The 25,846-nt window shown below is 65.1% G+C and carries 31 protein-coding genes, 1 tRNA gene and 1 pseudogene; 10 read left to right on the top strand and 23 right to left on the bottom strand.

The window, feature by feature from the left end:
• Window positions 1-205: 205 nt before the first annotated feature.
• The 13 genes from K9B37_RS12375 to K9B37_RS12435 form a co-directional block, all read right to left on the bottom strand.
• A complete protein-coding gene (locus K9B37_RS12375; RefSeq protein ID WP_439651722.1) occupies window positions 206-973 on the bottom strand; it encodes a lysophospholipid acyltransferase family protein in 768 nt (255 codons plus the stop codon).
• Window positions 970-1,401, bottom strand: coding sequence for a Fur family transcriptional regulator (locus tag K9B37_RS12380; protein ID WP_224313547.1), 432 nt, complete (start codon window positions 1,399-1,401; stop codon window positions 970-972). The genes K9B37_RS12375 and K9B37_RS12380 overlap by 4 nt, the downstream gene beginning before the upstream one ends.
• Window positions 1,402-1,470: 69 nt before the next feature.
• The gene (locus tag K9B37_RS12385; protein ID WP_224313392.1) at window positions 1,471-1,956 is read right to left on the bottom strand and encodes a GNAT family N-acetyltransferase; all 486 of its coding nucleotides are present in this window, start codon (window positions 1,954-1,956) and stop codon (window positions 1,471-1,473) included.
• 13 nt (window positions 1,957-1,969) lie between these two features.
• Window positions 1,970-2,653, bottom strand: coding sequence for a tRNA (adenosine(37)-N6)-threonylcarbamoyltransferase complex dimerization subunit type 1 TsaB (gene tsaB / locus K9B37_RS12390; RefSeq protein ID WP_224313393.1), 684 nt, complete (start codon window positions 2,651-2,653; stop codon window positions 1,970-1,972).
• 50 nt (window positions 2,654-2,703) lie between these two features.
• Complete coding sequence (locus K9B37_RS12395) at window positions 2,704-3,006, bottom strand: hypothetical protein (protein ID WP_224313394.1); 303 nt, start codon at window positions 3,004-3,006, stop codon at window positions 2,704-2,706.
• Window positions 3,007-3,120: 114 nt separating this feature from the next.
• On the bottom strand, window positions 3,121-3,483 hold the full coding sequence (locus tag K9B37_RS12400; protein ID WP_224313395.1) for a hypothetical protein: 363 nt from the start codon (window positions 3,481-3,483) through the stop codon (window positions 3,121-3,123).
• 181 nt (window positions 3,484-3,664) lie between these two features.
• Window positions 3,665-4,255 (bottom strand): malonic semialdehyde reductase, encoded by a 591-nt coding sequence (locus tag K9B37_RS12405; protein WP_224313396.1) that lies wholly within the window; start codon window positions 4,253-4,255, stop codon window positions 3,665-3,667.
• 94 nt (window positions 4,256-4,349) lie between these two features.
• Window positions 4,350-4,910, bottom strand: coding sequence for a NifU family protein (locus K9B37_RS12410; protein ID WP_224313397.1), 561 nt, complete (start codon window positions 4,908-4,910; stop codon window positions 4,350-4,352).
• A 312-nt stretch (window positions 4,911-5,222) separates the two neighbouring features.
• Window positions 5,223-5,720: a universal stress protein gene (locus K9B37_RS12415; RefSeq protein WP_224313398.1), complete on the bottom strand. Its 498-nt coding sequence runs from the start codon at window positions 5,718-5,720 to the stop codon at window positions 5,223-5,225.
• 53 nt (window positions 5,721-5,773) lie between these two features.
• A complete protein-coding gene (trpS, locus tag K9B37_RS12420; RefSeq protein WP_224313399.1) occupies window positions 5,774-6,814 on the bottom strand; it encodes a tryptophan--tRNA ligase in 1,041 nt (346 codons plus the stop codon).
• A 65-nt stretch (window positions 6,815-6,879) separates the two neighbouring features.
• Window positions 6,880-8,400, bottom strand: coding sequence for a murein biosynthesis integral membrane protein MurJ (gene murJ, locus K9B37_RS12425; protein ID WP_224313400.1), 1,521 nt, complete (start codon window positions 8,398-8,400; stop codon window positions 6,880-6,882).
• A gap of 89 nt (window positions 8,401-8,489) precedes the next feature.
• Complete coding sequence (locus K9B37_RS12430; protein WP_224313401.1) at window positions 8,490-9,116, bottom strand: thioredoxin domain-containing protein; 627 nt, start codon at window positions 9,114-9,116, stop codon at window positions 8,490-8,492.
• Between the two features lie 229 nt (window positions 9,117-9,345).
• Window positions 9,346-10,227, bottom strand: coding sequence for an AraC family transcriptional regulator (locus K9B37_RS12435; protein WP_224313402.1), 882 nt, complete (start codon window positions 10,225-10,227; stop codon window positions 9,346-9,348).
• 152 nt (window positions 10,228-10,379) lie between these two features.
• On the opposite strand from K9B37_RS12435, the pseudogene K9B37_RS12440 reads away from it, so the two are divergent.
• A pseudogene (locus K9B37_RS12440) lies at window positions 10,380-10,505 on the top strand (IS5/IS1182 family transposase); the annotation flags it as partial.
• 248 nt (window positions 10,506-10,753) lie between these two features.
• Window positions 10,754-11,164 (top strand): heme-copper oxidase family protein, encoded by a 411-nt coding sequence (locus tag K9B37_RS12445; protein ID WP_224313403.1) that lies wholly within the window; start codon window positions 10,754-10,756, stop codon window positions 11,162-11,164.
• A gap of 12 nt (window positions 11,165-11,176) precedes the next feature.
• Here the strand turns inward: K9B37_RS12445 and K9B37_RS12450 are convergent, their stop codons facing one another.
• The 4 genes from K9B37_RS12450 to fabA form a co-directional block, all read right to left on the bottom strand.
• Complete coding sequence (locus K9B37_RS12450) at window positions 11,177-11,617, bottom strand: GNAT family N-acetyltransferase (RefSeq protein ID WP_224313404.1); 441 nt, start codon at window positions 11,615-11,617, stop codon at window positions 11,177-11,179.
• An 18-nt stretch (window positions 11,618-11,635) separates the two neighbouring features.
• Window positions 11,636-12,466, bottom strand: a complete 831-nt coding sequence (gene fabI, locus K9B37_RS12455) for an enoyl-ACP reductase FabI (RefSeq protein ID WP_369414291.1) — start codon at window positions 12,464-12,466, stop codon at window positions 11,636-11,638.
• Between the two features lie 164 nt (window positions 12,467-12,630).
• Window positions 12,631-13,854, bottom strand: coding sequence for a beta-ketoacyl-ACP synthase I (fabB, locus tag K9B37_RS12460; protein WP_224313405.1), 1,224 nt, complete (start codon window positions 13,852-13,854; stop codon window positions 12,631-12,633).
• A 94-nt stretch (window positions 13,855-13,948) separates the two neighbouring features.
• A complete protein-coding gene (gene fabA / locus K9B37_RS12465; RefSeq protein ID WP_224313406.1) occupies window positions 13,949-14,467 on the bottom strand; it encodes a 3-hydroxyacyl-[acyl-carrier-protein] dehydratase FabA in 519 nt (172 codons plus the stop codon).
• Window positions 14,468-14,700: 233 nt separating this feature from the next.
• Between fabA and irrA the strand changes: the two genes are divergently transcribed.
• Genes irrA through K9B37_RS12480 form a run of 3 tightly spaced genes read left to right on the top strand, consistent with a single transcriptional unit; the run spans window position 14,701 to window position 17,303 of the window.
• Window positions 14,701-15,174, top strand: a complete 474-nt coding sequence (irrA, locus tag K9B37_RS12470; RefSeq protein WP_224313407.1) for an iron response transcriptional regulator IrrA — start codon at window positions 14,701-14,703, stop codon at window positions 15,172-15,174.
• 47 nt (window positions 15,175-15,221) lie between these two features.
• On the top strand, window positions 15,222-16,100 hold the full coding sequence (locus K9B37_RS12475; RefSeq protein ID WP_224313408.1) for an EamA family transporter: 879 nt from the start codon (window positions 15,222-15,224) through the stop codon (window positions 16,098-16,100).
• A 45-nt stretch (window positions 16,101-16,145) separates the two neighbouring features.
• A complete protein-coding gene (locus tag K9B37_RS12480; RefSeq protein ID WP_224313409.1) occupies window positions 16,146-17,303 on the top strand; it encodes an adenylate/guanylate cyclase domain-containing protein in 1,158 nt (385 codons plus the stop codon).
• 79 nt (window positions 17,304-17,382) lie between these two features.
• Here K9B37_RS12480 and K9B37_RS12485 read toward each other — a convergent pair whose 3' ends face one another.
• Window positions 17,383-18,108 carry a carbonic anhydrase gene (locus K9B37_RS12485; protein WP_224313410.1) on the bottom strand — a complete coding sequence of 242 codons (726 nt, stop codon included), beginning with the start codon at window positions 18,106-18,108 and terminating at the stop codon, window positions 17,383-17,385.
• Window positions 18,109-18,291: 183 nt separating this feature from the next.
• Between K9B37_RS12485 and K9B37_RS12490 the strand changes: the two genes are divergently transcribed.
• Window positions 18,292-19,224: a hypothetical protein gene (locus K9B37_RS12490; protein ID WP_224313411.1), complete on the top strand. Its 933-nt coding sequence runs from the start codon at window positions 18,292-18,294 to the stop codon at window positions 19,222-19,224.
• Between the two features lie 6 nt (window positions 19,225-19,230).
• Here the strand turns inward: K9B37_RS12490 and K9B37_RS12495 are convergent, their stop codons facing one another.
• Both K9B37_RS12495 and K9B37_RS12500 read right to left on the bottom strand, forming a co-directional pair.
• Window positions 19,231-19,380: a DUF3096 domain-containing protein gene (locus K9B37_RS12495; RefSeq protein ID WP_224313412.1), complete on the bottom strand. Its 150-nt coding sequence runs from the start codon at window positions 19,378-19,380 to the stop codon at window positions 19,231-19,233.
• 33 nt (window positions 19,381-19,413) lie between these two features.
• A complete protein-coding gene (locus K9B37_RS12500; protein WP_224313413.1) occupies window positions 19,414-19,947 on the bottom strand; it encodes an SH3 domain-containing protein in 534 nt (177 codons plus the stop codon).
• Between the two features lie 275 nt (window positions 19,948-20,222).
• Between K9B37_RS12500 and K9B37_RS12505 the strand changes: the two genes are divergently transcribed.
• Window positions 20,223-21,215 (top strand): 2-hydroxyacid dehydrogenase, encoded by a 993-nt coding sequence (locus K9B37_RS12505; RefSeq protein ID WP_224313414.1) that lies wholly within the window; start codon window positions 20,223-20,225, stop codon window positions 21,213-21,215.
• Window positions 21,216-21,220: 5 nt separating this feature from the next.
• On the opposite strand, the gene K9B37_RS12510 is transcribed toward K9B37_RS12505, so the two are convergent.
• Window positions 21,221-22,480: a flavin monoamine oxidase family protein gene (locus K9B37_RS12510; protein WP_224313415.1), complete on the bottom strand. Its 1,260-nt coding sequence runs from the start codon at window positions 22,478-22,480 to the stop codon at window positions 21,221-21,223.
• Between the two features lie 116 nt (window positions 22,481-22,596).
• Between K9B37_RS12510 and K9B37_RS12515 the strand changes: the two genes are divergently transcribed.
• Entirely contained in the window at window positions 22,597-23,328 is a 732-nt protein-coding gene (locus K9B37_RS12515; RefSeq protein ID WP_224313416.1) for a sulfate transporter family protein, read from the top strand.
• Between the two features lie 12 nt (window positions 23,329-23,340).
• Here the strand turns inward: K9B37_RS12515 and K9B37_RS12520 are convergent, their stop codons facing one another.
• Window positions 23,341-24,360: a complex I NDUFA9 subunit family protein gene (locus K9B37_RS12520; protein WP_224313417.1), complete on the bottom strand. Its 1,020-nt coding sequence runs from the start codon at window positions 24,358-24,360 to the stop codon at window positions 23,341-23,343.
• A gap of 210 nt (window positions 24,361-24,570) precedes the next feature.
• Here K9B37_RS12520 and K9B37_RS12525 point away from each other — a divergent pair.
• Window positions 24,571-24,655 (top strand) — tRNA-Leu (locus K9B37_RS12525).
• A 286-nt stretch (window positions 24,656-24,941) separates the two neighbouring features.
• Entirely contained in the window at window positions 24,942-25,190 is a 249-nt protein-coding gene (locus K9B37_RS12530) for a DUF6894 family protein (RefSeq protein WP_224313418.1), read from the top strand.
• 136 nt (window positions 25,191-25,326) lie between these two features.
• Here the strand turns inward: K9B37_RS12530 and K9B37_RS12535 are convergent, their stop codons facing one another.
• Complete coding sequence (locus tag K9B37_RS12535; protein ID WP_369414295.1) at window positions 25,327-25,818, bottom strand: DUF1622 domain-containing protein; 492 nt, start codon at window positions 25,816-25,818, stop codon at window positions 25,327-25,329.
• Window positions 25,819-25,846 lie beyond the last annotated feature (28 nt).

Below are 25,846 nucleotides of genomic sequence, written 5' to 3' on the forward strand. Positions count from 1 at the left end.
CGCCCCTGTCATTCAGGGACGATCCGCTCTTCCCTCCCCCTTGTGGGGAGGGCCAGGGTGGGGGTCGCAAAGTCAGAACGCTGTCCGGGACCATTGTAGCGCCACGGCTGACACCCGCGCTTCAACAGCCCAAGCATTCACCCCATCGCTCCACCCCCACCTCCAACTCCTCCCCGCAAGGGGGAGGAGAGCAAGGTGCCGCCGCTCACGCGGCCTTCAAGGCATTCCGTACCGCCGCCTCTGCAGCCGCCGTCGCTTCCTTGCGGTTGCCGTTGAACGGAATCGGCTCGCCCCAGGTCACGGTGACATCGAGGGGATGGCCTTCGAGGAAGAATTTCAGGTGCGGTGCCAGTTCCATGTCGCCGTACCAGGCGATGAACGGTCGCTCGCGCCGGGTCACCGGCAGGCCGTCGCGACGGGTATAGGCGATGGCGAGCGGCTGGAGGAAAACCTGGTCCACGCTGTCATGCATCAGGGCGGCCTGCGCCGCTCCGACCAGGGAGGAGCGGAACGGGAGGAGGCGATTGCCGTCGCCCGTGGTGCCTTCGGCGAAGAGCACGATGACCTCGCCCTTCACGAGGCGATGGGCAAGGGCGTCGTTGACCTCGGCGGTCGCTTTCTTGCGTTGCCGGTCGATGAAGACCGAGCGCTGCAATCGGGCGAAGAGCCCGATCACCGGCCAGCCTTCGATTTCCGACTTGGCGATGAAGGAGAGGGGATGCAGAGACCCGATCACCGGGATGTCGAGCCATGAGACGTGATTCGCGACCACGAGGGTCGCGGCCGTTCCCGGTGGATTCCCGCGCTCGATCACGCGCACGTCGAAGAGGCGAAGCAGCAGGCTGTGAAACCACAGGGGCGCCACATGGAGCACCGGCCAGTGCCAGCGCAGGGCGAGCATCTGCAGCGGGATCAGAAAAAGGCTCGCCAGGCCGAGCAGGAAAAGCTTGGAAAAAGCGACGACCCGTCTCACGCCTCGTCCTTGTCGAGCGGCACCGCATAGAGTTCGAGCCGGTGATAGACGAGCTTGTAGCCGAGCTTCCTGGCGATTTCCGTCTGCAGGGCCTCGATCTCGTCCGAGTGGAACTCGATCACGGCACCGGTTTCGAGATTGATGAGGTGATCGTGATGCTCGCGCGCCGCCTGCTCGTAGCGGGAGCGGCCGTCGCGGAAATCGAGACGTTCGATGATGCCTTGCGATTCGAGGAGCTTCACGGTCCGGTACACGGTGGAGAGCGAAATGCGGTCATCCACCGCAGCGGCGCGGCGATGCAGTTCGACCACATCCGGGTGATCGGCGGCGTCGTCCAGGATGCGGGCGATGATTCGGCGCTGGCCGGTCATGCGCAGCCCCTTCTCGCGACAGGCCCGTTCGATCGCGTCGGATCGCCGGATTCGCATCGATTTGCTGTTCCGTTCCGCCAAGATTGCCCTCCTGGTGATGCTTATAGGGGAGTGGATGGGCCGGGGCTATAGGTCGAGCACCATGGTGAGGGCCGCGACCCGCGCGCCATCCGCCTTGAGATAATAGCCCGGCCGTCGCCCGACCTCCCGGAAGCCGAAGCGGCGATAAAGCGCGAGGGCCGGGGCGTTGCCGTCCTCCACCTCCAGATGCAGGTGGCGCACGCCGGATCGTGACAGATTCTCCAGATGCGCCTGAAGCAGACGGCCGGAATAGCCCTTGCCGCGCTCGATCGGCGCGATGGCGAGGGTGAGGATCTCGGCCTCGTCGACAATGAGCCGCGACAGGACGAAACCGGAGGGCTGCGCGGACCGGCCGATGAAGAGCCCATCCGCCAGATGTCCTCGCTCGCCGAGCAGGCGCGCGAACTCGACGCTGCTCCACGGACGCGCGAAAGCGCTCGCATGGATGGCGGCGAGGCGCGCAGCGGTTTCCGTGCCGATGGGGGCGATGCGAATACCCGGCGGACGCAGGAAGCGATTGAGGACACTCATTGCGCGGGCGCCGTCATCGCCGGGCGATTCGGCCCCCGTCCTGTGGCTTCGCGTCAGGTTCGCGAAGATAGAGCGGCTTCGGCAGTGCCTGGGACGGATCGGCCATCGCGCCGAGCCGGGCGACCCAGGTGATGTCGGGACCTGGCGCATCGTCGATGACGACCACCTCGACGCCCTGCGCCCGGGCCTCGGCGGTCAGGGCCGCAGCGGCGGTGCCCGCCACCAGGAGCGGCCCGGATCCGAGCAGACGAATCACGTCGCGATAGCCCATCAGCCCCGGCGAAATGATGGCGCGTCCGCCCGCGCCGATGGCCTGGACGTAGATCTGCCCGTGCTTGGCGTCGATCGCGGCCGTGAACAGGCCGCGTCGCTCTCCGGACATGAGAGGCGCCAGGAAGGCCGAGAGGGTCGAGACCCCCACGACGGGGATGCCGGCTGCGAGACCGATGGCCCGGGCGGCCGCGATGCCGACCCGGAGACCCGTATAGCTGCCGGGTCCCACGGTGACGGCGACGCGGCTCAAGGCGCCGAAACCGCCGTCGACCTGCGACGTCACCCGGTCGATCAGCGGCAGCAGGGCCTCCGCATGGCCGCGTTCCATGGGGATGGTCTCCCGGGCAAGCGGCTCGGCGGTTCCGGATTCCCAGAGGCAGGCCGAGCAGGCGCTCAGGGCGGTATCGATGGCGAGAATGCGCAACCTTCGTCTCCGTGTGATCAGGTCTCTTTAGACCATACATTGGCTGCAATCTAATCGGAGCGAACAAAGCCGATGACGATCCAGCCGATAGCGATCCAAAGAGTCAGACCGACCAAGACCGCGTGGCCTACCCCTATGATGATAGATCCGTTCTGCCGATAGATGCTGAACGGTTTCGACGATTGTGGATGTGCGACAGGCTCGGCTTGAATGCGTCCGAAAGTGAAAATCGTAAGCGCGATGCTGGCAGTTACATGGAGGATCCTGAGTATTCCAAGCATGACCAATTCGAGTACCGACTGGATCAGCATCTCTACAATCGCGCGCGCTATCGCTATCAAGAGATCGGCCAAATCTGGATCCGCGGTGCTTAGGTCGATTGGTGATCTGAATAGCACAGGTCGCTAGGTGAGTTCACCATGAGCGTGACGTAAAGGAATTGGATTTCGGTGGCATCACTCTCCGCGTCATCCGTGCAGGGCGATTCCGCCATACCCGATGAGCCCTGCGAAGATCGCAGCGACGACGCCCAGGGCGACGAGGATGAGGCCCGTCACGAAAATACGGATCGCGCGCTCATAGCGGGAAAGGAATAGGGATTTCACCGACAGAAGCGCGATCAGGGACGTGATCTGCAGCACGATGCCGAGGGTGATGGCGAAAACCGCGAAGACGTCGGATTTGGCCCAATCCCCCGGCAGCCCGCCCCAGCGGCTGAGGAATCCGAGGGAGAAGCCGACTACGACGCTGACCGCGGTGATCGAACCGCTGCGGAAGATGGCATCGATCTTCGGGGCCTGAACCGGCTCGTCGGGCGCCTTTTCGACCATGCGGGAATGCCTCCTCGACATGTTCCGACGACGGGCTCCGGCATGCCGGATGCTCGTCCGTGGCTGAGGAGGACATCTATCGCGAATGTGCGGCCCGGACATGGCTTGCCCGCTGCCGCATTGGGGGTAGAGGGCTGAAGCATCGACCGCAAAAGTGGGAACGTTTTGCGTGAAAAGTTGCTCACGCGATCCGGCAAAACGCGTCGAAGGCGAACCGCGGCTGGCGCGGGTGGAGTTTTTCGCGCAGGCCGTAGCCGAGATTGATGAGGAAATTGGACTTGATCTTGCCGTCGGGAAAGAAAGCCCCGTCGACGCCCTTGCGGCTGAAGCCGGACATGGGGCCGCAATCGACGCCGAGGGACCGGGCAGCCATGATCAGATAGGCGCCCTGGAGGCTCGAATTGCGGAAGGCGGTCTCCTCGATCACGGCGGGTTTGCCCGCAAACCAGCTTCGGGCATCGGGGCTGTGCGGTGCCAGATAGTCGAGCTTCTCGTAGAATTCCGTGTCGTAGGCCACGATGGCGGTGGCAGGCGCGCTCATGGTCTGGCGCACATTGCCTTCGTCGAGATGGGGCCGCAGCATCTCCTTGGCCTCCGGCGAGACCACGAAGACGAAGCGGGCGGGCGAGCAATTGGCGCTGGTCGGCCCGAGCTTCGCCAAGTCCGCGATGGCCTGCAGCGTCTCCGGCGTCAGGGGCCTGCCGTCCCACCAGCGGAAGGTGCGGGCATCGCGGAAGATCTGATCGAGAGCATCGTCGGGCAGGGCGGCCAAGGGAAACCTCCGGAGAGAGAACGTTCAAAGAAAAAGCGCGGCTTTGGGCCGCGCTGTGATTTTAGGGTGTTTCGTGCCGGATCAAACGGCCAGATCAAACGGCTTGGACCTCACGCACGTCCGGCAGGAAGTGGCGCAGCAGGTTCTGGATCCCGTGCCTCAGGGTCGCGGTGGAGGAGGGGCAGCCGGAGCAGGCGCCCTTCATGACGAGGTAGACGGTGCCGTCCTTATAGCCGCGGAAGGTGATGTCGCCGCCATCGCCCGCGACCGCCGGGCGGATTCGGGTCTCGAGCAGTTCCTTGATGGTCGCGACCGTGGGGGCATCCTCGGCATCGAAGAATTCTTCGCCCTCGTCCCCATCCAGGCCCACGCCGTCGCGGAGCAGGGGCGCACCGGTCATGAAATGCTCCATGATCGCGCCGAGGATGGACGGCTTCAGGTGCTGCCACTCGCCGTCAGCCTTCGTGACGGTGATGAAATCGTAGCCGAAGAACACGCCGGAGACGCCGGGCACGGAAAACAGCCGCTCGGCGAGCGGCGAGGCGCCGGCATGCTCGGCGCTGCGGGCCTCGAAGGTACCCTCCGGCATAACGATGCGGCCGGGCAGGAACTTCAAGGTCGCGGGATTGGGGGTCGCTTCAGTCTGAATGAACATCGGTCTTTTCCTCTGCGCCGGTTCAAGGCCGGCCGAGCGGTGGAGCCCCAAACGGGCTTGGAATCGTTCTAACAGGTTCTGGTGCAGATGTGGAATGGGGACGGGGCGAATCCAAGGGTGGAGGGGCGCGGGTGTTCTACCGACACCACCCCTCGTCATTCCGGATTGCCGTTAGGCAAGTCCGGAATCCATAGCCGCTGAGGGGGTAGAACAGGGCGCAGTAGGTTTCGACGCGTCCTAATTTTGCAATGCCAGCGTTTATGGGTTCCGGGCCTGGTCCTTTGGACCACCCCGGAATGATAGCGGGAAACATCACCCCGCCAGCGCGTCGATTTCCTCGTCGGTGAGGCTGCCCGGCACGATGACGATCGGGACGGGAAAGGTGGAGGCGGCCTTGCCGGCGAGCGTCGAGACGAGCGGCCCCGGGCCTTCCTTGCCGGTACCGGCGGCGAGCACCAGGAAGGAGATGTCCTCGTCCTCGTGAATGAGCTTGATGATCTCGTCGGCCCGGGGTCCCACCCGGATCGCCAGTTCCGGTTCGACGCCGGCGGCGCTACGGGCCTCGCTCGCAGCCGTTTCGAGCTGCGCCCGGGCCTCGTCCTTCGCTTCCTCGATCATTGCCTCGCCGACGCCGATCCATTCGAAATTGTCCGGCGGATGAACGACGGCGAGCATGACCATGCTGGCGCCGGTGCGCGCGGCACGGCGCGCTGCGAAATGGATGGCGCGCGAGCATTCGGTGGTCGTGTCGACCACCACCATGAATTTCGGCCGGTGGCCGGCCTCGTAGGATTGGCGCTTGCCGCTCAAAGCCCGTCTCCCGGTTTTAAGCCGCCTCGAAACCGTAGCAGCTCGAGAGCAAACTAGTGCGCCCGCACGAAGCCGACGATATCCTTCACCGCATCCATGGTCTGTGCGGCCAGCACGCGCGCCTTTGCGGATCCCTCGCCGAGGACGGTGTCGATATGGCCGGGATCGGCCATGAGGCGGCGCATCTCGCCGGCGATCGGCGAGAGTTTCGCCACCGCGACGTCGACGAGAGAGGCCTTGAAGCCTGAGAACTGCGCGCCGCCATGGTCGCGCAGCACGTCGGCGGGCTGCGCGTCGGTGAGCGCCGCATAGATCGCCACCAGATTCTCCGCCTCCGGCCGCGTCTTGAGACCCTCGACTTCGGAGGGCAGCGGCTCGGGATCGGTCTTTGCCTTGCGGATCTTCTGCGCGATCGTGTCGGCGTCGTCGGTGAGATTGATGCGCGAATAGTCGGACGGGTCCGACTTCGACATCTTCTTCGAGCCGTCGCGCAGCGACATGACGCGCGTCGCGGGGCCGGCGATCAGTGGCTCCGTCAGCGGGAAGAACGCATCGCCGAAGCCGTGTTCCGCGATCGATTCCGCATAGTCGTTGTTGAACTTCTGCGCGACGTCGCGGGTGAGCTCGAGATGCTGCTTCTGATCCTCGCCGACCGGGACATGCGTGGCGCGATAGACCAGGATGTCGGCGGCCATGAGCATCGGGTAGGCGAAGAGGCCGACCGAGGCATTCTCCCGGTCCTTGCCCGCCTTTTCCTTGAACTGGGTCATGCGGTTCGCCCAGCCCATGCGGGCGATGCAGTTGAACACCCACGCGAGTTCGGCGTGCTGGGAGACCTGGCTCTGGTTGAACACGATGTGCTTCGACGGGTCGATGCCTGCGGCCAGGAACGCGGCCGTGACCTCGCGGATCTGTCGGTTCAGTTCCTTCGGGTCCTGCCAGACGGTGATTGCGTGCATGTCGACCACGCAATAGATGCAGTCATGGGTCTCCTGCATGGTGACGAAGCGCTTGATGGCGCCGAGATAATTACCGAGATGGAGATTGCCCGTCGGCTGTACGCCCGAGAACACGAGCTCCTTGAACTGCGCCATCCTGATCGACTCCCACGCTGGTCGGGCGGGGTTACGACAAGGCCCGTCCACGATGCAAGCGCTCCTTAAGGCTTTTTTGTCAGGAGCGCGAGATCCCGTCGCGTCACGGCGCCGGTCAGCCATGCGGCGACCGCATAGAGGCTAAGGCCGCCAAGGCAGAGAAGCGTCAGGCCGGGGGCGCGCGGCTCCGGTATCAGGTGCAGCATGCCGGTGAGGCCGAGCCCCATGATGGCGGTTGCTGCCGTGATTCGCGCGGCCTTGCCGATGAGTTCGGCATCGAGCCGCCACAGGCCGGGGCGACGCAGGAAGAGCACCAGGGCACCGGCATGGGCCAGGCACCCGAGGCTGATCCCGAGTGCAATTCCGCCGACCCCGAGAATCAACCCCAGGAGGCTTCCCGCCAGCACTGTGACCGCGATGCCGACAACTGCCGCCAGGAGCGTGCTGCTCAAGGAGCCGCGGGCAAAAAGCGTTTGGCTCAGGACCTTGCCTACCGTCGCGGCGGGAAGCCCCATGCTCAGGCCCATGAGGGCCAGGGCAGTGCCGTGGGCGTCCGCCGGGTCGAACGCACCGCGCTGGAACAACACCGTGCTGATGGGCTCCGCCAGGATCGCCAGCGCCATCGCGGCGGGAAGGGCAAGCAGGAGGGCGAGAGCAAGCGAACGGTTCTGCGCTGCGATCAGCGCATCGGGACGGCCGGTCCGATGGAGGGAGGCGAGTTCAGGCAGCAGGACGCTGGCCGCCAGCGCAGCCATCAGGCCGAGAGGCAACTGCATCACCCGCTCCGCGTAGTAGAGCCAGGAGACGCCCGAGGGCCAGAACGAGGCGATCTGCGTGCCGGCAAGCACGAAGAGCTGCACCGCGCCGCTTGCCAGGAGGGCCGGAAGCCCGGCCAGGAGCAGGCTCTTGAGCGCCGGCGACCATACGGGGCGCCGGAACCTCACGACCGTGCCGCCCCAGGCGAGGGCGGCTGCGATCAGTCCGAGCTGCGCCAAGCCGGCGACGCTCGAGGCGACCGACAGCCAGGCGGCCTCCCGCTCCGGGTCGAGAGAGAAGATGTGACCGATCGCGATCAAGGCGACGATCAGGCCGCCATTGACCGCCAGCGGTGCGAGGGTGGCCGCCACATAGCGGCGGTGGATGTTGAGAAAGGCAGCGCCGATCGAGGCCAGCGTCACGCCGAATACCGTCGGGAAGGCGAGCCGTGTGTAGAGGGCAACCAGTTCAGGCGCGCCGTCCTGCGTCGCAAGACCCGGGGCGAGAAAGAGGCCGATCGTTCCCGCGCCGATTTCGACGATGGCCACGATCGCGGCGAGCAGGAGCGTGAACAGGAGGGTGACATCGCCGGCCGTCTTCGCCGCCTCCTCCGGTTCGAGACGTCCGAGGATCGGCACCAGGGCCGGGTTGAGGCCGCCCTCGGCCACGACCCGGCGAACCAGGTTCGGGAGCCTGAAGGCGGCGAGAAAAGCGTCTGCGACAGGGCCCGCTCCCAGCACCTGCGCGAACAGGATGTCCCGGAAGAAGCCGAGGATCCGCGACGCGACGGCGCCGAGTCCGACCAGGAGTGAGGAGCGCAGGAGCGACATGGAGGCCGCGCTTAGCCGGTCCCGGAGGAAATGTCTAAGCGATGATTCGGAAATTCCGGACAGGGGCCGCCGAGAAGAGGCGCTCCGCCTTAAGCGCGGGCCCGGGCGATAGCGGCGCGCTTCTGGGCGAGATTCATCCCGCCCACATAGCTCTCGGGGCCGACCAGATAGGAAGGGGTCGCCACGAGACCCAAAGAATTCCCGAGGGTGAAGGCCTGTTTCATCCATTGCACCGTACGGTCCGCATTCGCCGTCTCGGTCAGCCGCTTGCGGTCGCCGCCGAGGCGTTCGGCCTCGGAAAGCGCGCGCTCGCCGTCGACGGGCCCGCGAAGTCCGAACAGGGCGAGATGCAGGGGCAGATAGCGCTCCGGCCCATAGACCTGGAGATAGCCGAGAGCCGCCTTCGTGGCCGCGACGGAGGGCAGGCCGAGGACGGCGTAATTGACGAGGTAGTAGGTGAGATCGGGCTCCGCTTTCAGCAGCTCCGGGAGATCCTGAGCGGAGCGTTTGCAGTAAGGGCAGTTGTAGTCGAAATACTCGACCATGATCACGTCGCCATGGGCATGGCCCAGGCGCACTGCTGACGGCAGGTCGAGGGTCTCCTCGAACAGTTCCACCGGGACCCGCTCCGGTTCCGGCGCCTTCTGCGCGAGGGCGGAGGAGGCGAGGCCCGACAGGGACAGGCCGGCGAGGAGGGAGCGGCGGGAGAGAATCATGAGAATGGGAGCTCGTTTCGGAATCGTGCCGTCGTGCCGTCCGATCATGTCGGGAGCAAGGCCAAGCTTTGGTTCCTCACATGCTCGTGAAAGGTGCGAATGCGATGAATGATGCTCCTGCCATCCAGCTTTGCGCAGTGAGGCCGTGAATCCATAAAGACTGGGATCGGGTAGATAGCGGCCTGTCCGGTTCTTGCGATCGGAAGGGGCAGGCCGCCGTCGGAGGGTGTTATTTCAGCGGCAAAAACAGTTCCGCGACGGCCTCATGCTCCGGCACCTCCGGGAAGAAGCTCAGCCGCTGACAATAGATCGGGAAGTCGCGTGCTTCCTCGCCGCTGGCCGGAAGCCAGGCGCGATAGAGATAGAGCGCGGCGGGCTCCAGATTGTCGGTGTTGCCGACGACGCGCAGTACTGCGCAGCGTCCGCCAGGGATCTCGCCGGCCTTGATCTGCTCGCCATTCGCCTCGATCGGTTGGTCGGTCCCGACACAAAGGTCCACGCTATAGTCGGCAGGCGACGCGGGACGCCGCTCGGAACGCCAGACATTGAAGGTCGGACTTGTCTTGGGATGCAGGCCCGCGGCCTTGCGCCACGCGATGAATCGCTGGATGGTGGCGCCGAGCGTCGCCGGGTCGCCCCGATGCTCCATGATCGCCACCAGCGTGGGAGGCACATCGCGGATCGTCACGTCGTCAGTGGTAAAAGTCTTCTGCATGAGCTTGCTCCTCGCGTTGTCGAGAGGCCCGAAGGCCGCAAGCCACGGCTCCCAGTCGGGAGATTTCAGGAAAGACGAAGGCGATTGCCCGAACCGTTGCCGAAAGGCGCGGGCGAAGGCATCCGGTGCATCGTACCCGGCATCCATCGCTATGTCCGTGATGCTCTGGGCATCCCTGTAGGCGAGCCGGTATGAAGCGCGCTTCATGCGGGCGAGCTGGATATAGCGATGCACGGACAGCCCGAAGGTTGCCGTGAACTGCCGGTGGAAATGATACTTCGAATAGGCTGCGACGCTGCTCAGCGCGTCCAGGTCCAGATCGTCGTCCAGATGCCGGTCTATGTGATCCAGCACCCGCTGCATCCGGGCATGGTAGTTTTGAAGCGCCGCCTTCATCGTGTCTCCTCCGTGGCAGCACCAGCTAAGCGCACGCAGACAGGGCGTGCTCGACCGATCTTGCGGTTTTGTCACGGGTCGCAGAACATCGCCAAGGACCGCTTACACGCACACCCGATTTATGGGCGAGCGGCAAAAAGGGCAGCAGATCGTTGCTTGACCATCTGGGCCCGCGCACCATTCTGCTGGCGGACAAGGCCTATGATGACGACCGCATCTGTGAACTGATTCAGGAGCAGGGTGGGACCCCTAACATCCCGCCCGAGAGCAATCGGAAAATCTGAGATAGGTGCGTCCTACGCTTGGCCGCCTGCAGCGTCGGTACGACATTATCACGAAGACCCAAGTAGCCGATCTCCTTCGTCACACGGTGAGCGAGATCGGACCCGATATGAAACGGCTCCGCCGCAACATCCTGACCCGAAATAGTCGTTGTGCTTTCGCGCACCGCGGCCAATACAGGCCTACCCTTAGGTAAAAACAAGCTCTGAACGAGCAACAGAGGGTTCTTCGAGGAGGAAATGTGATGAAAGCATCCGCACTCAGCTTCAAACTGGCTGTTCTGTTCGTCGTCGCGGGGATGGCGATGGGGATCGGGATGGCCGCGTCGCAGGACCATTCCGTCATGCCGGCTCACGCTCATCTGAACCTGCTGGGATGGGTCTCGCTTTTCCTGTTCGGCATTTATTACGAGCGGCGTCCCACTCTCGATACGAGCAAGCTCGCCAGAGTTCAGGTCTGGTTGTGGTCGCTGGGAACGGTCGTTCTGACGATTGCCGTTGCCGGCATTCATCTCGGCTACGCCGCCATGGATCCGGTTGCAGCCCTCGCTTCCCTGATCGTGCTCGCTGCGATGCTGCTGTTCGGCTATTTCGTCTTCCGTCCCGTCGCATCCGTTGCGCCGACCCCGCATGTGGGAATCACGCCCGCCGAGTGATCGGCGCAAGCGTTAAGGCCGAAGCAGAAGGCGATGGGTGACCGTTTCGTCGCCAATCACGCGCGCAAATCCGAGGCGTTCGTAGAACACGAAAGCCTCGGGAGGCGCCCGCACGTTCAGATAATCGAAGAAGGTGTCCGCATCAGCGACGAGAGCCGCCATGAGGTGGCGCCCCACGCCGAGCCGTCGATAGTCGGTACGGATGTAGAGATGCCTGATGCGCCCCATTCGCACGTCATCGCGGTAAGGATCGATGTTGCGTCCGCCCACGCCTGTCAACAAAGGGCCGGAATAGGCGCCGAGCAGCATCTCGCCCGGACGGGAAAACCGGTTGCTGCCATCCCTCCAGCTTTCGCCGAGCCGCCGCACCATGCGATGGCCCTCCCGCAGGCTTTGCTCTTCGAGAGCCGCGAAATCGGCGCCCTCCGGCAGAAAGGGGCGGAGGACCACCATCGGGCGGCCGGGCCGTTCTTAGCCTTCTTCGCCCGTCACGCCCGCGGCGTCCTGGGCTTTGAGCACATCGGGGCGCGGCATCGAGATGATGTTGTAGCCGGAATCCACGTAGTGGATCTCGCCGGTCACACCGGTCGACAGGTCCGAGAGAAGGTAGAGCGCCGAGCCACCGATCTCCTCGATGGTGACCGTGCGGCGCAAGGGGGCGTGCGCCTTCTGATAAGTGAACATCAGCCGGGCATCGGAGATGCCGGCGCCGGCGAGCGTCCGCACGGGACCGGCCGAGATGGCGTTGCAGCGGATGCCGCGCGGGCCGAGATCGGCCGCGATGTAGCGCACGCTCGCCTCGAGGGCTGCCTTCGCCACGCCCATCACGTTGTAGTTCGGCATGACCCGGGTCGAGCCGCCATAGGTGAGGGTGAGGAGCGAGCCGCCCTCCGTCATGCGCTTCGCCGCGCGTTGCGCGATCTCCGTGAAGGAGAAGCAGGAAATCACCATGGTGCGGGAAAAATTGTCCCGGGTGGTGACGTCTACATAGGAGCCCTTGAGCTGCGACTTGTCGGAGAAGCCGATGGCATGAACCACGAAATCGATGCCGCTCCAGCGCGCATCCAGGGTTTCGAAGGCCTTGTCGACGGAGGCGATGTCCTCCACGTCGCAGGACAGAACGAGGTCCGATCCGAGCGACTGCGCCAGCGGCGTGACGCGCTTTCCGAGCGCTTCGCCCTGATAGGTGAAGGCGAGTTCCGCCCCATGCGCCGCCAGGGTCTTGGCGATACCCCAGGCAATGGAATGGTCGTTCGCGACGCCCATGATGAGGCCGCGCTTTCCTTGCATCAGACCGGTCACTCGGGTCCCCCTGTGCGTCGGCTCCGAAATGCGATGCCGATCTTCATGAAATCGTGCCGCGCGAGCCGTGATAGCCATACGGTTGAGCATGTCCATGAAGGTCCCCCCTTGCTTTGCCGGGTTCGGGACCTCGCACGGCCATGTCTCAGTGATGTGACGTTTCTTTAAGCATTATAGCGGCTGAACACCAGAGTGGCGTTGGTGCCGCCGAATCCGAAGGAATTGGACAGAACCGTGTCCATCTTGGCGTCGTCGATGCGGCTGCGCACGATGTTCATGTCGGCGAAGGCCGGGTCGAGCTCGTCGATATGAGCGCTCTCGCAGATGAAACGGTTGTTCATCATCAGGAGCGAGTAGATCGCTTCCTGCACGCCTGTGGCGCCGAGGGAGTGGCCGGTGAGCGACTTGGTGGCCGAGATCGGCGGGCACTTGTCGCCGGCGCCGAACACTTCGCGGATCGCCTCGATCTCCTTCAAGTCACCGACCGGCGTCGAGGTGGCGTGCGGATTGATGTAGTCGATCGGGGTCTTCACGTTCTGGAGCGCCATGCGCATGCAGCGCACCGCGCCCTCGCCGGAGGGTGCCACCATGTCGTAGCCGTCGGACGTGGCGCCGTAGCCCACCACTTCGCCGTAGATACGCGCGCCGCGTGCCTTGGCGCGCTCCAGCTCCTCCAGCACGAGGACGCCGGCGCCGCCAGCGATCACGAAGCCGTCCCGGTTCACGTCATAGGCGCGGGAGGCCCTGGCGGGCGTGCCGTTGTATTTGGTCGACATGGCGCCCATGGCATCGAACAGGGACGACAGGGACCAATCGAGATCCTCGCAGCCGCCGGCGAACATCATGTCCTGCTTGCCCATCTGGATGAGCTCGTAGGCATTGCCGATGCAGTGATTCGAGGTCGCGCAGGCGGAGGAGATCGAATAATTGACGCCCTTGATCTTGAACCAGGTAGCGAGCGTCGCGGAGGCGGTGGAGGACATGGCCTTCGGCACCGCGAAGGGACCGATGCGCTTCGGGCCCTTGTCGCGGGTGATGTCGGCCGCCTCGACGATCGTGCGGGTCGACGGACCGCCGGAGCCCATCACGATTCCGGTGCGCTCGTTGGAGATGTCGCCCTCTTCGAGCCCCGCGTCGCGGATCGCCTGATCCATGGCTACGTGGTTCCAGGCGGTTCCCTTGCCGTGGAAGCGCATGGCGCGCCTATCCACCATCTCTTCGGGGTTGAGCGTCGGGGCGCCGTGGACCTGACAGCGGAAGCCGTACTTCTCGTAGTCCTCGGCCTTGGCGATGCCGGATTTCGCTTCCCGCAAAGAGGCTAGCACCTCCTGCGTGGTGTTGCCGATGGACGAAACGATGCCCATTCCGGTGACGACGACGCGCCTCATAGCTACCTCTTCCCAAGAAAAGCCGGACCGAACCCGACGGAGCACACGTAAGGTTGGCCTTGCCCGATCTCAACCATATCACGCAAATGACGGACTAGCCGCCCGCAGGCTCGGCCTGAAACAGCCCGACCCGCAGATCCTTGGCCTCGTAGATGCGGCGCCCGTCCGCTTCGAGCCATCCGTCGGCGATGCCGAGGACGAGCTTGGAACGGAAGACGCGCTTCAGATCGACCCCGTAGACCACCTTCTTGACGGTCGGAAGGACCTGATCGGAGAATTTCACCTCGCCGACGCCGAGCGCCCGGCCGCGGCCCGGCGAGCCGGACCAGCCGAGGAAGAAGCCGACCATCTGCCAGAGGGCATCGAGGCCCAGGCAGCCCGGCATCACCGGATCGCCCTTGAAATGACAGGGAAAGAACCAGAGATCGGGCCGGACGTCGAGCTCGGCGCGCACATGGCCCTTGCCGTGCTCGCCGCCATCCTCGCCGATGGAGGTGATGCGGTCGAACATGAGCATCGGCGGCAGCGGCAGCTGCGCGTTGCCGGGGCCGAACATTTCTCCACGCCCGCAGGCGAGAAGTTCCTCGTAATTAAAGCTCGACGGGCGGTCCATGCCGGATGCCGATCCTTTCATCCCATGCCAAAAGCGGCCTCGCGACGGCCCGAGACCATTGAAACGGGGCTCTGGTAGCACAGGCTTTGCCGTCCATCAAAGGGACCTGGGGCGCTGGAGGTAAAACTTTAGCGCCTTGCGGCCCCGTTCGGGGCGGCCAACCTTGCGGGCAGGGCCTCGCTTCCTTATGATTATCACGATAGAAGCATCTTTTCTTGCAATCAGTTCCGAAGATGACCGATCCGTTGTCCGCCTATATCGAATCCACGTCCGCTCCTGCACACCGGCGAGGCTGCCCCCTTTCCGAGCTTCGGGACAAGCTGCGCCGCGTGGGTCTGCGTCCCACCCGCCAGCGGGTGTCGCTGGGCTGGCTCCTGTTCGGCAAGGGCGACCGCCACATCACGGCCGAGCTGCTCTATGACGAGGCGACGCGGGCCCGGGTGCCGGTGTCGCTCGCGACCGTCTACAACACCCTTCACCAGTTCACGCAGGCCGGCCTGCTGCGCCAGCTCGCCGTCGACGGTGCCAAGGCCTATTTCGATACCAATCCCACCGAGCACCACCATTTCTTCCTCGAGGACGAAGGTGAGCTCGTCGACATGCCGTCGACCGGCGCAATCAGCGTCGGCGATCTGCCGGCGCCGCCTGCCGGTATGGAGGTCGCCGGGGTCGAAGTGATCGTGCGCCTGCGTCGCAAGGCCGCCTAAACCACCCCTTTTCCGCCGGATCGGAGCGGCTTACGGGTCTTCATCGCATGCCGCTCGCTCACGTGTTTCTCGCCCTGATCGTCACCGTCATCTGGGGCCTCAGCTTCGTCGTCATCAAGCTCGGGGTCGGCAGCATGCCGCCCCTGCTCCTCGCCTCGCTGAGGTTTCTTTTCGCGGCCCTGCCGGCAGTGTTCTTCATTCCCCGGCCGCAGACCAGCTGGCGGATTCTTATCGCTTACGGCTTTTTCCTCGGCGTCGCCCAGTTCGGCCTGCTGTTCGCAGCCATCGCGCTCGGCATGCCGGCGAGCCTCGCTTCCGTGGTCATGCAGGCGCAGGTGTTCTTCACCATCCTGTTTGCCGCGTTCCTCATGGGCGAGCGGCCGGGTCCGCACCAGATTCTCGGCGGCATCGTGGCCTGTCTCGGCCTCGTCCTCATCGCCTGGCCGCGCCTGTCGGGCGGCGGTGGCGTGCCCTTCCTGATGACCGTGGCGGCGGCCGCCGCCTGGGGCGTGGCCAACATCGTGTCCAAGAAGGCGGGCCGGGTCGACATGCTCGGCTTCGTGGTCTGGTCGAGCCTGATTCCGCCTCTGCCGCTCCTCGCCTTTTCCCTGATGCTCGACGGACCGGATCAGGTTCTTGCAGCCCTCTCGCACGTGAATGCCGGCACGATTGGGGCGATCGCCTATCTCGCCTATCCGACGACAATCTTCGCCTTCGCGGTCTGGGGCTTTCTGCTCTCGCGTTATCCTGCCGCGACGGTGACGCCCTTCGCGCTCCTGGTGCCGGTGGCCGGAATTCTCGGCTCCACCCTGATCCTCGGCGAGATCGTGCATCCCATCGAAGCGATCGGCTGCGCCGTCATCGTGCTCGGCCTCGCCGTCAACGTGTTCGGGATCCGCGTGATGCGGCGGCTGCGCGCCGCGTGAGCGCACGCCGTCATTGCTGAAGCATCTTCCGATGAGGGGAACGCCATGACCGGCCTGGAAACCTGGATCATCGAGCAAGGCCTGAGCGGGTCGAGCATCGGCACGCTCCTGACCGGTTTCGCCGAGCGGCTGAGCGAAGAGGGCATTCCGCTGGCGCGGGCCTATATCGCGCTGCCGACGGTCAATCCGACGATTCGCGTCTTCAACCATACCTGGATCCACCAGTCCGGCACGGTCGTCGAAGGTATTTCCCACGAGCGCAATCAGGAGGCTTTCGAGATCAGCCCCTTCGGCTTCATGCTGCGGGAGGGGTTGAGCGAGCGGCATTGGCGATTCGACCGGTCGAATGCGACCGAATTCGCGATCTTCGACGAGATCCGCAGCCTGGGCGGGACGGATTATCTCGGGCATCTCGTGCGCTTCGAGAATGCCGGTGCGCCGGATCTGCGCGGCATCGCGGTTTCGTTCTCGAGCCTGCGCGAGGGCGGCCTCACGCCGGAGGAACTCGCGCGCATCGCGGGGCTCATGCCGCTGCTCAGCCTCGCGGCCTATCGGATCGGTCTCTTCGATCTGACGGTCGGCATGCTCGATACCTATGTGGGTCTCTCCGCCGGCCGCCGGGTCTTAAGTGGCGAGATCCGGCGCGGATCCGGCGCCACCGTGACGGCGGCGCTGCTCTTTGCCGACCTACGCGGCTTCACGGCCCTCGCCGACCAGGCAGGGGCGCCCCTCATCGCCCGCCTCGACGAGCATCTGGAAGCCATGGCCGCCCCGGTGGTGGCCGAGGGCGGAGAAATCCTGAAATTCCTGGGCGATGGCCTGCTCGCGACCTTCGCCATCGATGAGGGCCGATCCCATGACGCGGCCTGTGCGGCGGCCCTGCAGGCTGCTGTTGCGGCTCTAGAGCTCAACGCGGCGGTGAATGTCGCCTATCCAGATGCGATGCCGCTCAGCCTCGACATCGCCCTTCACAGCGGCGACGTGTTCTACGGCAACATCGGAGCCGGGAGCCGCCTCGACTTCACGGTGATCGGCCCGGCCGTGAATGAGGTCAGTCGCATGGAGGCGCTGTGCGGCGCCCTCGACTGCGCGCTCATCATGTCTGCCACGGTTGCTGCCGCAAGCCCGCTTCCGGTCCGGTCGCTCGGGCCGCACCGGCTCCGCGGCGTGCCGGTGGAGCGCGAACTCTTCACCCTGACCTGAGAAAAATCAGCGCCGTCACGGCGACGGCGCCGATCGATGTTCAAAGGTTTCGAATCATACGCAGCGGATGCTGCCGCGTTCAGACGAGCGAGACCTTGCCGGTGGCGAGGTCGTAGACGCCGCCGGCCACGAGGAGCTTCTTCTCGGCAACCCGGGTCTTCAGGATCGGCGATGCGTTCTTGAGACGCTCCACGTTCAGCTTCACATTGGCGACGATGGCGGCAGCGGCGAGGTCCGACGCGTTCTCCTTCTTCGCCGCCTCGACGGCGGGCTTGAGGGCGCCGATCAGGTCGGGCAGGTGGCCGGGAAGCTCCAGCCCCTCGTTGACCACCTTGACCGCAGACACCAGCGCGCCGCAGCTGGTGTGACCCAGCACCAGGATCAGCGGTGCACCGAGGAACTGGGTGCCGAATTCGAGGCTCGCGAGCCCGTCGTCGTTCACGAAGTTGCCGGCCACCCGCACGACGAAGAGATCGCCGGGATTCTGGTCGAACGCGAATTCCGGTGCGACGCGGGAATCGGAGCAGCTGACGATGGCGGCGATCGGGTGCTGAGATTGCGTGCGCGCGGCGCGCCCGGCCGAGAAATCCTTCTGCTCCGGTGTGTTCGCCACATAGCGGGCGTTCCCGTCCATGATGCGCTTGAGTGCGTCATCGCCGCTGATGGCGTTCTGCGGCGTGGTCTGCGCGAAGGCGCTTCCGGCCTTCAGGGCCAAGCCGGACGCCACGGCCATGCCGGCGCCGGCCATAAGAAGGCCGCGGCGGGAGAGATGCGGGGCCGATCCGGCCGAACACGTGTCACACATGATGGGACCTCTGGATGAAAAGGAGCGGCCAAGGCCGCGACGCAAGGGAAGAAGGAAGGGTTCCGGGGGCACTGATTCCCTTGCGACAGGTATACTTTCCGAGGTACTTCCTTAGGAGCAAAGTCCAAAACTTGCAGGGATTGCCGAAAGGCCGCTCCCGGCAGCGCAGGGGAGGGCCAGGCGATGAGTCGGACGGTCCCGCAGAGCGATGCCCTGGACGTCGATTCTGCCTATGAAGAAGCGATCCGCTTTTGTGTCGACGCGATCCTCCGGATGCATTGGGGCGAGAAGCTGATCAACAAGATCTTCGGCCGCGCGTCGCAATCCCATGCGGCCGGCCTTGCGGTCATCATGCACTTTGAGGCGCTCGAGAAGCGGGGACGGCGGCCGACATTGGCCTTGGTCCAGGCGCAGATGGGAAAGAGCCGGACGCTGGCGGCCTTCTTCGGTCTCTTGCGGCTTGCCGGCTTTCTCCGCATCGAGATCGATCCTGCGGACCGGCGCCTGCACTATCTGGTGCCGAACGCGCCGCTGGTCGATGGCCTGAAGGGCTGGATCCTGCATCATGTCCGCTGCTGCGAGATCATGAATCTGATCGAGCCGGGCTTTGCCGAGCGCGCCCGCGCGGATGAAGCCCTCTTCGGCTCCTTCATTGCCCGGACACGTCCAGTTCTGGAGCGCACGCGCCAACCGCCCGCGGAGGCAGAGAGCTGGACCTGGATCGACAGCCTCGATTGCGGCGACCGGGTCGGGCTTCTGCTCCTGCGCGGCCATTATACGGCGGCGGATGGCGGCGAAGCCTGGTTTCCGTTCAACAGCCGGCAGGTCGCCGAGAAACTCGGTATTTCCCATTCCCATGTCCGGAACGTCCTCAACCAGGCGGAGGCGAAGGGGTTGCTGCGGCAGGATCGCCGCGGCAACGGGATCTCACTCTCGCCGCGATTCGTCGGCGAGGCGAGGGCCTGGTTCACGGCGTTCTGGGGATGGGTCGCCGCTTCCGTGGCGGCGACACCGCTTCCAAGGGAGGTCGAGGACGCTTCCGCCGGGGTCGAGGCCCTTGCCGCAGATCCGGTCCGGACGTCAGCCTGGAACGCCGGGTGGGCCGTCTCCCGTTGAGGCGCGTCAGCGGATCAGACCGAAGCCAACCACCGCGTAGGCGATGAGGAAGATCGCCACGAAGATGTTGAGGAAGCGCGGCGCCACAATCGAGGCGATGCCGAGGATCAGGGCGAGAAGCGGCAGGATGTTCTTGAGGCTGAAAGACAGGGTCATAGGGTCTCCTGAGGAAGGAAATCGTCGGGTCGACTACTCGACCTTCTCGTTGGGATAGACGCCCCACAGCTTGTCCTGATGGACATAGCCGTCCACGTCGCGGGCGCGTTCCAGGACGATCACGACGCGGCACCAGGTGCCGTCGCAGCTCCTGATGCTGGTGATCACGCCGGGCTGGAGCTGGGCGACCACGGCGCTCTTGTCGGTTGGGCTGTTCAAAACGGGAATCGGGGGAACATCGCCCTTGGCCCAGGGCATGACGAGGGCGGTTCGCCGGCCGGACAGGAGTGAGTGCAGGACCCATCCCTCGGTGCCTTCCGAATCACGGATGCGCCGCCAGGTCTCGTACTCGGCGACGATCTCGACCGGCAGGCCGGCCCGCTGGAACACCCAGGCGGTGCGATGATCCTTGGACGGGCCCTCGCGCAGGTTCACCCGGTCCGTCTTGAGACTCACATAGCGCGGCACCGGCAGGCCGGTGCCGAGGCGTCCGCCGGGAGCCTGCTGGGCGAAGGCCTGCGGAACGCTGAAAACCGTGAGGGCAAGAAGGAGAAGGATCCTGCGCATGTTTCCTCGGGTCGGGTTTGTCTCGGGTCGCGCCTCTGGTAGAGAAGCTTGACGCGGGCCGCCACGCGGCGGCTCGTCGCCTTAGAGCATCGTGCGCAAAAGTGGACCCGGTTTTACGGTCACACGATGCTCTCGTTAAAAAGGAAAGCATCGGGTGGGACCCGGAAGTGGAGTTCACTTTCAGGTCCGATGCTTTAGTGACTGAAACAGGGTTAAGGGAGCGTGAAAGCGCGCCCGGTTCCGGCGGTTTTTCGAGCGCGAGGCTTTGCAGGCCCATGAAGAAAAGACCCATCGTCGTTGTCACCCGCCGCTTGCCCGACGTGATCGAGACGCGCATGCGCGAGCTCTTCGACACGCGGCTCAATCTCGAGGACGAGGCGCTCTCCCGCGAGGCCCTCGGCGAGGCGATGGCAAGTGCCGACGTGCTCGTGCCGACGGTGACGGACGAGATCGACGCCGCCCTGCTGGAGCGGGCCGGTCCGAACCTCAAGCTCATCGCCAATTTCGGCAATGGCGTCGACAATATCGACGTGCCGGCCGCGGTCGCGAAGGGCATCACGGTCACGAACACGCCCGGCGTCCTCACGGAGGATACGGCCGACATGACCATGGCGCTGATTCTCGCCGTGGCGCGACGCATTCCGGAGGGAGCGCGGATCATCCCGGAAGGCAAATGGGCCGGCTGGTCTCCGACTTGGATGCTTGGACGGCGCATCACCGGAAAGCGCCTCGGCATCGTCGGCATGGGCCGCATCGGCCAGGCGCTCGCCCGGCGCGCCAAGGCTTTCGGCCTATCGATCCACTACCACAACCGCCGTCACGTGCCGCCGAAGATCGAGGCGGAGCTCGAAGCGACCTATTGGGAATCCCTCGACCAGATGCTGGCCCGCATGGACATCGTGTCGGTCAATTGCCCGCATACGCCGGCGACCTACCATCTCCTCTCGGCGCGGCGCCTGAAGCTGATGCGTCCCGACGCGATCCTGGTGAACACCGCCCGCGGCGAGGTCATCGACGAGGCGGCTCTCACCCGTCTCGTCGAGGCCGGCGCCATCGCGGGAGCGGGCCTCGACGTGTTCGAGGAGGAGCCGGCGGTCAATCCGCGCCTCGTGCGCCTCGCCAAGCAGGGCAAGGTGGTGCTCCTGCCGCATATGGGATCCGCCACCCACGAGGGCCGCGTCGCCATGGGCGAGAAGGTGATCGTCAACATCCGCTCCTTCACCGACGGCCACAAACCGCCTGACCGGGTGCTGCCGAGCATGCTGTAAGGCGCTTATCCGAGGCGCGCGGCGATCTCCTTCGCGGCCCGGTTTCCCTCTTCCCAGGCGCCGCCCACGGTGCCCCATTGCAGGCGGGACAGGGCCTCGCCGGCGAACCAGATCCTCTCTCCCACCGATTCCTTGAGGCGGTCCCGGATCGACACGAGACCGGGTGGCACCACGGCCCAGGAGGCCAGCGACCACGGGTCGTGCCGCCAGGTGGTATGGCAGCAGATGCGCAAATGGTCGATGGCGCGGTGGCCGAAATGCTCGGCCAGGAGCGCGCGGACGTAGCGTCCGGGAGCGTCGGCATCGCGTCCGTCGAACCGGGAGGCGGTCGGCAGGTCGAGCTCGACGTAATGGAACGGTGCGCCGTCGATCCAGGTCAGGAGGCCCGCAGGTTCCTCACGATATCCGAGCAGACTCGCCAGGCGGTCCGGTCCGCGAAACGGCGCGTCCGGCCAGTGCAGCACGACATGCTCGTAGACGCCCTGCGTGAAGCCATGGATGGCATCCTGCACCGGGATCGGCAAGGCGGGCGTGAACTGCACACCGCCGCGTTGCAGCACCATCATCGGCACGGTGACGATCACAGCCCTGGCGCGCAAGGCCCCGGCCGGCGTGTCGATCCGGACGCCCGGCCCGGCCCAGTCGATTGCCTGGACCGGCGCGCAAAGACGGATTCGCAGGCCTTCGGCCAGCCGGCCGATATAGGCCCCGAGGCCGCCGCGAATGAAGGAGTTCTCGCCATAGGCCATGTCCGGCACGTCGTGCAGGCTTACCTCGTCGAAGGGGCGGCCTGAGATCAGCCCCTCGGTCGCGATCACCCGGCGTCCGAAAGGGCCCATCGACGGAAGCACGCTGGCCGCAGCCCTGTCGGGTCCATGCATCGCCCGGCCGATCGCCGCGTCGGAGAGGGCAAAGGCGCGACCGAGGGATGCTTTCTGCGCCCGCGTCGCCGGCCGGCCGCGAATGAAGAGATGCCGTTCGCCCGGCGCCTGGCGCAGCGGTTCGCCCCGGGCATGGCCGAGATGCACCAGCGGGTTGATCGGCCCATTGTGGAGCCAATGAGCGCCGAGATCGATCGGATGGCCCTGCAAGGATACCGTGTGAGCGCGCCCGCCGATTCGGTCCCGCGCCTCCAGGACGAGCGTGCTCAATCCCGCCGCCCTGAGCCGCCGCGCCGACCCGATCCCGGCCGCGCCGGCACCGATCACGACGACATCCACTTCGTCAGGGAGAGGGTGGGCTTCGGCTGTGCTTTCTGACGGCATCGGTTCCTCCACCCCTCGTCTTGCGAAGGGTGCGTTCATAAGTAAAGTCCGCCCCGCCCGTTAGGAGTATTCATGACCGATCCGAACGTTGTTCCGTCGCATCGGAAGGCCATCCGATGCTGATGTCCTCCGTCTTCGCGGCTGCCCGCGACGTGTTCTCGCCGCCGCTGCGGAAGATCCTGTGGAAGTCGCTGGCCTTGACCGTGCTGCTGCTCGCCCTGGTCTGGGCTGGCCTGACGCATCTGATCGGCCTGTTTCTCCAGGGGCATCCCCTGAGCGCCGATTATCCGCTCATCGACGGGATCGCGTCGTTCCTCGCCGGGGCCGGGATCTTTATCGGGCTCGCCTATCTGCTGCCGCCGGTCTCCGCGATCGTCGCCGGCTATTTCCTCGACGATGTCGCCGAAGTGGTGGAGACACGGGACTATCCGGGCGAGAAGCCGGGCCGGGCGCTGCCGCTGGGCCAGGCCCTGTTCTACGGCCTGCGTTTCGCGGGCCTGTCGCTTCTCGTGAACCTCATCGCTTTGCTGCTGTTCTTCATTCCAGGGCCGAACATCATCGTGTTCTTCGCCGCCAACGCCTATCTGCTCGGGCGCGAATATTTCGAGTTGGCGGCGGGCCGGTTCTGGCCGCAGGAGGACGTCGCGCGCTTCCGCGTCGAGAACCGGCTGACGGTTCTGGCGGGCGGCGCGGTTCTCGCCGCCCTCGTTCTCGTGCCGGTGGTGAACCTTCTCATCCCGATCTTCGGCGCCGCAATGATGGTCCACCTGCACAAGCGGCTCATGATGCGCCGCCTCGCCGCGGGAGACGGGACCGGGCGTCTGGACGCCCGGAGCAGGCCGTTCTGATTCGGGCTGCAGCTATTTCGGCGCCGGTCCCGGCGCCGCATTGCGCCGCAGGTCGAACTGGCCGGTCTTGCGGAAGCGCAGAATGTAGGACGGCACGATGGCCTCGAAGGAATCCGGGATGATGCCGATGCCTTCGAGCGTGCGGCCGTCCCGCCGGGCCTCCTCCGAGACCACGTTGTCGGCTTCGAGCAGAATGGCCTGATCGCGGGTCATGACGACGGATTCCGGCAGAAGGCCGAGGGAGATCCGATCGAGAAAGCCGAGCACCGTCCCTTGCGCCCGCGCCACCGGAGACGGCAGGGACAGGATCAGGCGGCTGCGCTCGGTGACGTCGAGCACGTATTGCACGAGGTCGCGGAAGGTGCGGGTTTCCGGGCCGCCGCATTCGTAGATCTTTCCGCCCGGGACCTTGCCTTCCACCGCCTGGACAATGGCCTCCGCCACATCCGCCACATAGACCGGCTGCATACGGGTGTCGGCGCCGGCGAGCGGCAGCACCGGCAGCATCCGGGCAAGGCCTGCGAAGCGGTTGAAGAAGCTGTCGCCCTGCCCGAACATCAGCGACGGCCGGAAGATCACCGCATCGGGCCGGGCCTGGAAAACGGCTGCCTCGCCGGCCGCCTTGGAGCGCGCATAGGACGATTCGGAGCGGGGATCGGCGCCGAGGGCGGAGATGTGGACGAGGGTGGCATGCGCCGGGGCAAGCTCGGCGATCAGGCGGGGGCCATTGGCCTGGATCGAATCGAAGCGCTGACGCCCGCCCTCCTTGAGGATGCCCACCAGATTGATCACGTGGTCCGCGCCGGCGACGGCCCGCGCGACCGAGTCCCGGTCGCGGAGATTGGCCTGGACCCCCTGGATCTGCCCGACCGAGCCCTGCGCGAGCAAAGTCGCCCGGTTCGGCTGGCGGGTCGCGATTCTGATGCGGTAGCCGCGCTTGGCCAGCGCGCTGACCACGTAGCGGCCGAGAAAGCCCGAGCCGCCGAAGACCGTCACGAGCTGCTGCGCGGGCGTACGAATCGGGCCGATCATGGAATGCCTCCTGTCCCCAAGGACTTGGAAGAGGGCCGCCGGCCGGGACGCGCCCGGCCGGAGCAGCCTTGAAATGGAACCTGGCACCGTCTCTAGTCAAAGCCCGAACCCCTGTGAAGGGGCGCCGCACCGCCGAATGCAAAAAGGATCGCTCCAGGCGATTGACGCGCCGCCCGCATGGCCTTAAACGGTGCCTCGCCGTAAAGGCATGCCCAGGTGGCGGAATTGGTAGACGCACTGCTTTCAGGTAGCAGCGGGTAACACCGTGGAGGTTCGAGTCCTCTCCTGGGCACCATTCAAAAGAATGGTTTTCTAAAAGAGATCAATGTTTAGGTCCGTTGCGATGGCTCCCGTGGTGATACACGGGTGGTACAGGCGCCGGGCCTTTTTTGTTTTTGGGATTTCCCAGGTTTTGTTTTTGGGGTTTCCCAGGCGTGGGTTCGTGACCTTAGCCAAAAGGGCGGCATGTTCTCGTATTGCCCGGCGGACCCCTGAGAAGCATCGGGAGCCAGTCCGCGACCGGAACACATTGTTCGTAACGAGGTTGGCCTATCGGCAACCTGACGGCCCAAGGTGAGACCATGCCTCGCTATTTCTTCAACGTGCATCTCGGCGAAACCATCATCAGTGATCCCGAGGGGCAGGGGTTCCCAGATGCCGATGCAGCGTGGGAGGCAACCAGGGCAATGGCTCAAGACCTCATGGCCACTGAGTTTTCCAAGCCGGTCAACTGGGCGACCAGCCATATCGAGGTGAAAGACGAGGCCGGTGAAACCGTCCTGGAGTTTCCGTTTCTGGAAGCCATTCAGTTCACACAGCAACCGCACTGATGTGTTTACGGGCCCTGTCAACAAACCCGAGGCGCTTGGGCCTCCTGAAGCCAAACGGCCCTCAGAGACCTCGGACGACAGTGCATGCTGGTCACAATGGCTTCAACGTTTGACGGAGCTCACCCGTTAGCGATGATCAGAAGCGCTCCCCGGTTGGGCTACGCCCGTCTTGCGCAGCCTCCGTTTCGCCACGCCGCCACGGCCAGCGGCCCTCGATCTCCACTTCCAGAGAGAAGCTCAGGAACGTTCGGATCAGGACGATCAGGCCGAGGATCGATAGGTTTTCGAGAGATGGCGTCACCGCAACGGTGCCGATGATGTCGGCGGCCACCAGGAGTTCCAGTCCGAGTAGAATGCCGCGGCCGAGGTTCGCGCGGTAATGTCGAAAGGCACCGGGCCAACCCACTGTAACGAGACCGCCGTATACGAACACAAGTGAGGCCGCTATCGCCCCGACCACGATGATACCCACACCTGTGACTTCGATCCCGGTCGCGATCCATTCCAGGGCTTCGTTGATCGTCTGCCGCGTCAGGCTTCCCCCGGATGCGCTTCCGGACGGAAGATCAATTGCCCAAGCCGAGGAACCGACCAAAAGGAAAGGAACGAAGCACGTTCTGCCGAGCATGGCGTCTCCTCTGCGGGCAAGGGGCTCA

Source organism: Microvirga puerhi, from assembly GCF_020089865.1.
GTDB classification, from domain to species: domain Bacteria; phylum Pseudomonadota; class Alphaproteobacteria; order Rhizobiales; family Beijerinckiaceae; genus Microvirga; species Microvirga puerhi.